The following is an 8,876-nucleotide window of genomic DNA, read 5'->3' as shown; positions in this document are numbered from 1 at the left end:
CGACTCGAGGGCATGAGCCCGGTTCAATACCGAGCTCACGCCCTCGCGGCCTAATCTGACTTCACGGTCCAACAAACCGGGACCAGTTCACTGGCGCCGCGCCTCCCGTCCGCCTGTCGGTGCGTCCACGGCATGTGGCCGGCACGCGGTGTTGCGGGTTTCCGTATCCGCGGCCGAGTGTCCGCAATGGACCGCACCGCGCATTGACCGCCTGCCAGCCCGCGACGATGGTTGGACACGCGGGGGAGAGTACCCACTCACCTGCGAAGCCGGCGGCGTCGTACCCGCGTCCCGCTGCTCGACCGACGACGGTCACCGTCGTCGATGCGTCATCCGAGGACGCGCCGCTCGTCACACGAGCCACAACCCGACAGCAACCCTGACCCGACAGGACCGCGCCCATGCCCGCACGTACCGTTCGCCCTGCAGACCCGAGGGTCTCCGTCGTCATCCCGGCGCGGAACGAGGCCCGAAACCTCGAGATCATCCTGCCGAAGCTCCCGCCGGTGTACGAGGTGATCCTGGTCGACGGCAACTCCGTCGACGACACCATCGCCACCGCGCAGCGCGTGATGCCCGACATCCGCGTCGTGCACCAGACCCGCAAGGGCAAGGGCAACGCCCTCGCCTGCGGGTTCGAGGCCGTCACCGGCGACGTCGTCGTCATGTTCGACGCCGACTGCTCCGCCGACCCGGACGAGATCCCGCGCTTCGTGCAGGCACTCGTCGAGGGCGCCGACGTCGCGAAGGGCACCCGCTACTCGCTCGGCGGCGGCAGTGACGACATCACGATCGTCCGCAACCTGGGCAACCGTGGCCTGAACATGCTCTGCAACATCATCCTCGGCACCCGCTACAGCGACCTCTGCTACGGCTACAACGCCTTCTGGGCCGACGTCCTGCCGGAGATCGGCCTGCTGTCCTCCGAGTTGCCGAAGCCGTCCGACGGCTCGATGCTCTGGGGCGACGGGTTCGAGATCGAGACCGTGCTCACCTGCCGCTGGTCGGCCGCCGAGCTCGCGATCACCGAGGTCCCCAGCCACGAGAAGCTCCGCGTGCACGGCTCGAGCAACCTGAACGCCGTGACCGACGGCATCCGGGTGCTGAAGTCGATCATGCACGAGCGTCGTCGCGCAGCGATCGGCCGCTCCGAGGTCCGTCGCGCCGCGATGAGCGTCGTGCCGCCGGCCGAGCAGCTGGCCGCCGTGCCGCACGCCGCCGCACCGCACGCTTCCGCACCGCACGCTCCGGTCCACGCGGCCGGGCACGCCCCGCTCGGCGCGCACGCCCCGCACGGCGCCCCCGTCGCGGCCGTCGCCAGCCTCGAGGAGGAAGTCGCGTGACGACCGTCGCGGTCGTCATCTGCGCCTACACCCAGCAGCGCTGGGGCGACCTGCAGGACAGCGTCGAGTCCGCCAAGCGCCAGCCCGAGGCCCCCGAGGTCGTCGTCGTGATCGACCACGAACCCGAGCTCCTCGCCCGCGCCGCGGCACGCTGGCCCGAGCTCCGCGTCGTCCCGAACACCGAGGACCGCGGCCTGTCCGGTGCCCGCAACACGGGCGTCGCCCTCACCGACGCCGACGTCGTCGCGTTCCTGGACGACGACGCGACGGCCGACCCGGACTGGCTCGGCCACATGCTCGCCGCCCTCGAGGACCCGGACGTCGTCGGCGTCGGCGGCCGGGCCACACCGTCCTGGCCCACCGCCACCGGTGCCGGCCCGTACGCCGACGAACTCCTCTGGATCGTCGGCTGCTCCTACCGCGGCCTGCCCGAGACCCCCGGCGACGTGCGCAACGTCATCGGCTCGAGCATGGCGTTCCGCCGTGACGCGATCATGCTCGCCGGCGGGTTCCGCTCCGGCATCGGCCGCGTCGGCAACCAGCCGCTCGGCTGCGAGGAGACCGAACTCTGCATCCGCATCGCCCAGGCCCGTCCGGGTGCGCGCATCCGCCACGAACCGCGCTCGAACGTCTCGCACCGGGTCTCCCCGGACCGCGTGACGATGCGCTACCTGCGCCGTCGCAGCTACTACGAGGGCATCTCGAAGGCCGTCCTGAGCCGTCGCGTCGGCACGGGTGACTCGCTCGCCAGCGAGTCGACGTACCTGACGAAGGTCATCCCCGGAGCGGTGCTGCGCGAACTGCGCCACATCGGTCGTGGCGGTGCCCTGCGTGCCTTCGCGATCGTGCTCTCCGTCGCGTCGACCGTCACGGGCTACGCCGTCGGTCGTGTCCTCGGCGGCGTCGTCGTCCGCACCCCGGCGGCCGCCCCCGTCCCCCAGCCGGTGGGGACGCGGTGACCCGCGCGACCCTGGCGATGGTCATCTCGCCGATCGTGACCGGGCCGCTGTCCCCGACGTGGGACGGCGCCCTGTGGGTCGGCGAGGTCGACCGCGCCGACGTGCACGCGTCCAGCCACCGTGACGTGGTCGCACTCGAGGGCGCCGCGGGCTACCGGCGCGCTCGACTGCTCGTCCGCGACCACGGCGAGCCGCTCGGCTTCGTCGAGGCGGACATCACCGAGCGTCGCCGCATCGGCGGGACCATCGACGTCCGCACCCTCCAGCGCGCGATCCGGCCGATGCCGGTGCCCGAGCGTCGGCCGGCAGCAGGTCTGGTGCTGCCGTCCGTCACCGTGGTGCTCTGCACGGACGGGGCCGCTGGCACCACCATGCGGTCGGTGCTCGCCAACGAGTACCCCGACTTCGACGTCGTCGTCGTCTCGCACGGCGCCGACGACAGCGGCACCGCGACGGTCGAGATCGGCGGTCGGCGCGTCACCACGATCGCCGCGCCGACCGGTGGCCTCGCCGCCGCCCGCAACGCCGGACTCCTCGCCGCGAGCGGCGAGGTCGTCGCGTTCGTCGCCGAGGGCGCCGTCGTGGACGGTGACTGGGTCGCCGCGTTGGCCACCGCCTTCGCCGCGGACCCCGACGTCGCCTGCGTCACCGGGCTCGTCCCGAGCGCCGAACTGCGCACCCCCGCGCAGCGCTGGCACGACGACCGCACCGCAGCCGGCCGCACCGTCCGCCGTCGGGTGTTCCGCCTCGACGACACCGACGACGCGCCCCCGCACCACCCCTTCGCCGCCGCTGCCTACGGCACCGGTGACAACCTCGCCGTGCACCGCGCGACCGCGCTCCGGATCGGCGGCTTCGACACCGCCTTCGGACCGGGCACCCGCGTCGGTGCCGGCGACGACCTCGACCTCTTCACACGACTGCTGTTCGCCGGATCCGCGATCGCCGTCGAACCGGCCGCCATCGCGTGGCAGCGATCGGCGGACGACGTCGCGTCGCTCCGCGCCGCTGCAGCCGCGCACGGCCACGGACTCGGAGCCTGGATGACCAAGAACGCCATCGACCGCGAGTCGCTCACCGCATCGGTGGACGCAGCGCCCGAGGCGCTCAGCGCCTTCGCACGACTCGGCCTCGAGCAGGGCGACCGTGCGACGGACATCGCCGGCGACCAGCCCGGTGACGCGGACCGCGTGCCCGACGCGGTCGACGCCGAGTTCGCCGCCACCCAGCGGCGGCTGCGCGGGGTCGAGCAGCGCTCGGTCCTGACGGCGCCGTTCCTGGCGCTCGTCGAACGACTGCGTGGTGGTGGCACGATCGACCGGAACGCCCGCGGTCGCCACGAGCTCCGGCACGGTCTGGCCTCGGCCGGTCCCGCCCGCCCGCTCGCGGTGGACGCGATGAGCCCGATCGCACGACTCACCGCAGCGGCGATCGTCGTCCTGACGCTCCTCGTCGCCGGGGTCGCCGCGATCGCCGGACTCCCGGTACTGCGGGGGAGTGCGATCGGCGTGTACCTGTTCGCGCTGCTCGGCGTCGCACCCCTGCTGCTCGTCCGCCCGATGCCGCTGGCACGCTTCAGCGTCTTCGCGGTCACGGCGTCGCTCGTCGGCACGATCGGCATCGGCTACACGATGGCGACGTTCCAGCTCTGGAACCCCACGGTGCCGTTCGTCGGGGTCGTCGTGCTCACCGCCGTCGCCCTGGCGATCGCCGTGCCGCGTGACGTCGCCGAACTGCAGCGCGCCCGCCTCGAGCCGGCCGCCGAGGGCGCCACGGCCCGGCGCTGGACCACCACCAACACCGTCACCGCCGGCTCGGTCGTCGGCCTGCTCGTCATCGTCGTCGCCGCGCTCACACACATCGGCGACCCGGTGCCGGACGGGCTGTTCGGGTCGCTCGGCCCCGGCCTGGTCATCGGACTGGCGATCGTCGTCGCCGCTGCCGTCGTCGCCCTGGTGCGCGGTCGCGGACTCGCGATCCCGGTCGTCGTGCTCGGCGGGTCGATCCAGCTCGCACAGGCCATCACCTACGGCATGCCCACCGTGATGGCGGCCGCCCGTCACATCGGCGTGCTCGAGTACATCCGCCGCTGGGGTTCGACGAACCCCGCCGCCGACATCTTCCAGACGTGGTCCGGCCTGTTCGCCGGCGGCGCCTGGGTCGCGGACGTCGGCGGGATCGACAACGCGATGACCATCGCCGCGTGGGTCCCCGTCCTGCTGGCCTTCAGCACGACGATCGCCGTCGGGGTCCTGGCCGCCAACTGGCTGCCGGGCAACCGTCGCCCCTGGATCGCCGCGTTCCTGACCGCGATGACCGGCTCGCTCAACACGACGTACTTCTCGCCGCAGTCGGTGGGCATCCTGATGTCCCTGGTGATCCTCGTGCTGGCCGTCGGCCCGCTGCGACGCACCGCGGTGACCGCCGCCGACGGCGTCCGCTCGACGATCCTGCGGGCCCGCCGCGTCGGCCTGTCCCGGATCATCGCGATCACCCTGATCGGCATCGTGCTGGTCGTCACCCACCAGATCTCCCCGTACCTGACGGTCGCCGCACTCGTGACGCTCATCGTGTTCCGACTGCTCCGCCCCTGGTGGCTGCCCGTCGTGGTGCTCGTCCCGGCCGTCGGCTTCGCCCTGCTGAACGACGACATCCTCGGCAAGTTCCTGTCCCTGGGAGCCGTCGGCAAGGTGCTCGACAACGTGCAGCCGCCGTCGCACGACATGACGGTCCTGCCGAAGCCGCTCGTCACACGGCTCGCGTTCGACATCCCCGCGGCGGCGCTCGTGGTCCTCGGCCTCGTCGCCGTGATCACCGTGCTGATGCGCCGCGACCGCGTGCACTGGGGACTGCTGGCCACGGCAGCGAGCCCGATCTCGCTGCTCGTCGCGACGAACTACGGCCAGGAGGGCATCTTCCGCGTCGTGCTGTTCGCGACACCGTGGATCGCGATCCTGGCGGCGGGGCTCCCGATGCCCAGCGGCCGGCTGGCTCCCGTCGGTCGACTCGTCACCCGTGCGGTGCAGCCCACGGCGGTCAAGGTCGTCGTCGCTGCGGCCGCGGTCGCCGCGATGGTCGGCATCGGCGCGTTCGGTCAGACCGCCCTCGACTGGAACCGCGTCCCGACGCGCAGCCAGTCGGCGGCGACGCAGTTCTACGACGCGACCGCGCCGAAGGGCTCCATGATGCTGCTGACCGGTTCGGCGAACGCCGTCCCGAGCAACACCGGCGCACGCTACTTCGACGTCGGGGCGCTGTCCCGCGAGGTCCTCGGGGCGTACCCGGAGCCGGAGGGCTACGACGCCGAGGCCGACGTGTCCACGATGACCCGCCAGCTCGTCCTGGACTGGCCGGCGACGAAGTACTACGCACTGGTCGCCGAACCCTTCGGCGCCTACGACGAGCGGTACGGGTACCAGACCGACGCCGACTACCAGGAGCTCGCGGCCGCGATGGCCGACTCGCCCTACTGGAAGCGCGTCTTCGGCTCCGGCACCACCGCCGTCTACGAACTGACCCCGGCTGGGCTGGCGCATGCGACGAACTGAGGAACGCACGGCCCGGGCCTCCCGGCGGACGTGGCGCACGCGCGCCGCGTCCGCCGCGGCGGTCCTGGGGGTCCTGGCGGTCGTCGCCGTCATCGTCGGACCCGGCGGTGCGATGTCCGCCGACGCACGGGGTCGGAAGACACCACCGCCGAGCACACCGACCAGCACGCCGACGCCGACGCCCACGCCGACGCCCACACCGACGCCGACGCCCAGCAGCACACCGACGGGTGGCACGGCCGCCGCGAACGCCGACTGCAGCGCCGGCCGGGTCCTCACGATGGTGGCGCACGCCGACGACGACCTGCTGTTCTCAGGCACCGAGCTCCGCGCCGACATCGACGCCGGCAAGTGCGTCCGCTCGGTCATCGTCACCGCCGGTGACGCCGGCAAGCCCGCCTGGTACTGGCAGTCCCGCGAGAACGGGTTGATGGCGTCGTACGCGTCGATCGCCGGCGTCTCGTCGAACTGGACCGCCGGGCAGCTCTCGGTCGCCGGCCACACGCTGCGCACGGCGACCCTGGCGACGGCCCCGCGGCTCAGCCTGGTGTTCCTCGAGCTGCCGGACGGCAACATCGACGGCTCCGGCTTCGCGGCCACGGGCAGCGAGAGCCTGGAGAAGCTCTACGAGGGTCAGATCTCCACGATCCACACCGTCGCCGGGGCAGCCCAACCGACCTCCTTCTCGCTGACCGACCTGCGCGCGACGTTCTCCGGGCTCGTCACCGGGTACGCGCCGACCGAGGTCCACACGCTCGACCACGGCGGCACGTACGGCGACGGCGACCACAGCGACCACCACACCGTCGCGTACCTCGCCGACCAGGCGCAGTCCGCCTACACGGCGACGCACACGTTCACGGGCTACCTCGGGTACCCGATCGCGGACCGCCCGTCGAACCTGAGCTCCGCGCAGACGGCCGCGAAGGCCGCCGCCTTCTTCGCCTACGCCGCGTACGACGGTGAGACCTGTGGTTCCACCTCCGCCTGCGCGTCGCGCCCGGAGGGCTCCTGGCTGAGCCGGCAGTACGCCGTCGGCTCGTCGGCCCAGCCCCCGACGGACCCGCCGACCTCGCAGGGCACCGACGTCACCGCCGGCGCGACCGTCACCGCGAGCGCCGAGAACCCGGCCGACGGTCAGACCGCCGTGAAGGCCGTCGACGGCGTCGTGAGCGGCTACCCGGACGCTCCGACGGCCGAGTGGGCGGCGCCCGGCGGCCGGGCGGGCACGTGGATCCAGCTGAACTGGTCCGCGGGAACCACCCTGCACGAGATCGACCTGGCCGACCGGCCGAACAGCGACGACCAGGTGACCGGCGGCACGCTGACGTTCTCCGACGGCACCAGCGTCGCCGTCCCGTCGCTCGACAACGGGGGAGCCGTGCAGCGTGTCGCGTTCAGCGCCCGCCAGGTCACCTGGGTGCGGTTCACGGTCGGTTCCGTGAGCAGCACGACCCGGAACGTCGGCCTCGCCGAGATCCGGGCGTTCCGGCCGGCGGACACCACGCCGACGCCCACGCCGACGCCGACCCCCACGCCCACCCCGACGCCGACGCCGAACCCGACGCCGACGCTGTCGGACGTCACCGGGTCGGCCACCCCGACCGCCGCGTGGGACGACCAGTCCACCGGGCAGACCGTCGCGAAGGCCGTCGACGGCGTCGTGTCGGGCTACCCCGACAACCCGACGGCCGAGTGGGTCGCCCCGTGGGGCCGGACCGGGGTGTGGATCCAGCTGGACTGGGCCGCCTCGCAGCACCTCGGTCGGATCGTCCTGAACGACCGCCCGAACAGCTCGGACCAGGTCACCAGCGGCACCCTGACGTTCTCGGACGGCAGCCAGGTCGCGGTGGGCACACTGCCGAACGGCGGCGACGCCCTGACGGTCGACTTCACCCCGCGTGACGTCACCTGGGTGCGGTTCACGGTGACGGGCGTCTCGAACAGCACCGGCAACGTCGGTCTCTCCGAGATCCGCGCGTGGACGACCGGGTGACCGACGAGCAGGGCGACGGCCAGGAGGCCCGCCCCACCTGGTCGGAACACGTCGCCGACGACGCGGCATCGGCCCACGGCGCCCCACCGGCACACGGTCGCGGCCTGTCCCGGCACCGACCGCCGCGGCGCCCCGGCACCCGCCGGACCGCGCTCGCGGCCGGCGCCCTGCTCGTGGCTGCCGGCATCGTCGCCGGCACCACGACCGCGACCACCACGGCGAACGGTGACGACGTGACCCTCGACGACCCGAGCGGCGTCTCGATGCCGAGCTCCGAGCCCGAGGGGTGGACCCGGGTGTTCGGCGAGGACTTCGCCGACGCCGCCACGAACCGGACCTTCGAGTCCCGGTACTCGGACCGGTTCGTCGCGTACCACGGGTTCGCCGACACCGCGGGGACGGGACGCTACCAGGCGTCCACCCTGTCGGCGCACGACGGCGTGCTCGACGTGCGTCTGCGCACCACGCGCGCCGGGGTGCCGCTGGCGGGCGGTGTCGTGCCGCTCGTCGACGGCGAGTGGGGCGGGCAGACCGCCGGCCGGTACAGCATCCGGATGCGCAGCGACGAGGTCGACGGCTACGGCGTCGCCGTGCTGCTGTGGAGCGACGAGAACCTGTGGTCGGACGGTGAGATCGACTTCCCCGAGGGGGCGCTCGGTGCGCCCGCCTGGCTGAACGTGCACTGCCTGGCCGACCCCGCCGAGAAGTGCATCCACCAGCAGACCGAGGCGTCGCTGAAGGACTGGCACACCTACACGATCGAGTGGACCGCCGACCGGATGTCGTTCCTGGTCGACGACGAGGTCGTCGGCACGACCACGGAGAACATCCCGACCGCTCGGATGCACCTCGTGGTGCAGGCCGGGTCGAACGACGGGAACCCACCGGCGGACGCCGCCGGGTCGCTCCTCATCGACTGGATGACGATCGACGTGCCGGCGGACGGTGCCGCGCCGAGCGCGTCGCTGCCGGACGACACCGCGACGACGGACCCGAACGACTGAGCGGTGCCGACGTCGTCGTCGGCACC

5 protein-coding genes are annotated in these 8,876 nt (G+C 72.8%); all 5 read left to right on the top strand.

What is annotated here, in order from left to right; translation table 11 throughout:
* Positions 1-401: 401 nt before the first annotated feature.
* From EDF48_RS10780 to EDF48_RS10760, 5 genes are read left to right on the top strand one after another with little or no spacing between them, the layout of a single operon-like run.
* On the top strand, positions 402-1,343 hold the full coding sequence (locus EDF48_RS10780; protein WP_123937655.1) for a glycosyltransferase family 2 protein: 942 nt from the start codon (positions 402-404) through the stop codon (positions 1,341-1,343).
* Positions 1,340-2,302, top strand: coding sequence for a glycosyltransferase family 2 protein (locus EDF48_RS10775; protein ID WP_131879876.1), 963 nt, complete (start codon positions 1,340-1,342; stop codon positions 2,300-2,302). Before EDF48_RS10780 ends, EDF48_RS10775 begins: the two co-directional genes overlap by 4 nt.
* Entirely contained in the window at positions 2,299-5,850 is a 3,552-nt protein-coding gene (locus tag EDF48_RS10770) for a glycosyltransferase (protein WP_131879874.1), read from the top strand. Before EDF48_RS10775 ends, EDF48_RS10770 begins: the two co-directional genes overlap by 4 nt.
* Positions 5,837-7,846, top strand: coding sequence for a PIG-L family deacetylase (locus EDF48_RS10765; RefSeq protein WP_131879871.1), 2,010 nt, complete (start codon positions 5,837-5,839; stop codon positions 7,844-7,846). Before EDF48_RS10770 ends, EDF48_RS10765 begins: the two co-directional genes overlap by 14 nt.
* Positions 7,843-8,850: a glycoside hydrolase family 16 protein gene (locus EDF48_RS10760; RefSeq protein WP_131879869.1), complete on the top strand. Its 1,008-nt coding sequence runs from the start codon at positions 7,843-7,845 to the stop codon at positions 8,848-8,850. The genes EDF48_RS10765 and EDF48_RS10760 overlap by 4 nt, the downstream gene beginning before the upstream one ends.
* Positions 8,851-8,876 lie beyond the last annotated feature (26 nt).

Source organism: Curtobacterium sp. PhB191 (assembly GCF_004346515.1).
GTDB lineage: Bacteria > Actinomycetota > Actinomycetes > Actinomycetales > Microbacteriaceae > Curtobacterium.
This window is presented reverse-complemented; position numbering and strand designations above follow the sequence as displayed.

Excerpts from the sequence above, each read along its gene's own strand:
- EDF48_RS10780 (WP_123937655.1), top strand. The coding sequence starts at position 402 with ATGCCCGCACGTACCGTTCGCCCTGCAGACCCGAGGGTCTCCGTCGTC.
- EDF48_RS10765 (WP_131879871.1), top strand. The coding sequence starts at position 5,837 with ATGCGACGAACTGAGGAACGCACGGCCCGGGCCTCCCGGCGGACGTGG.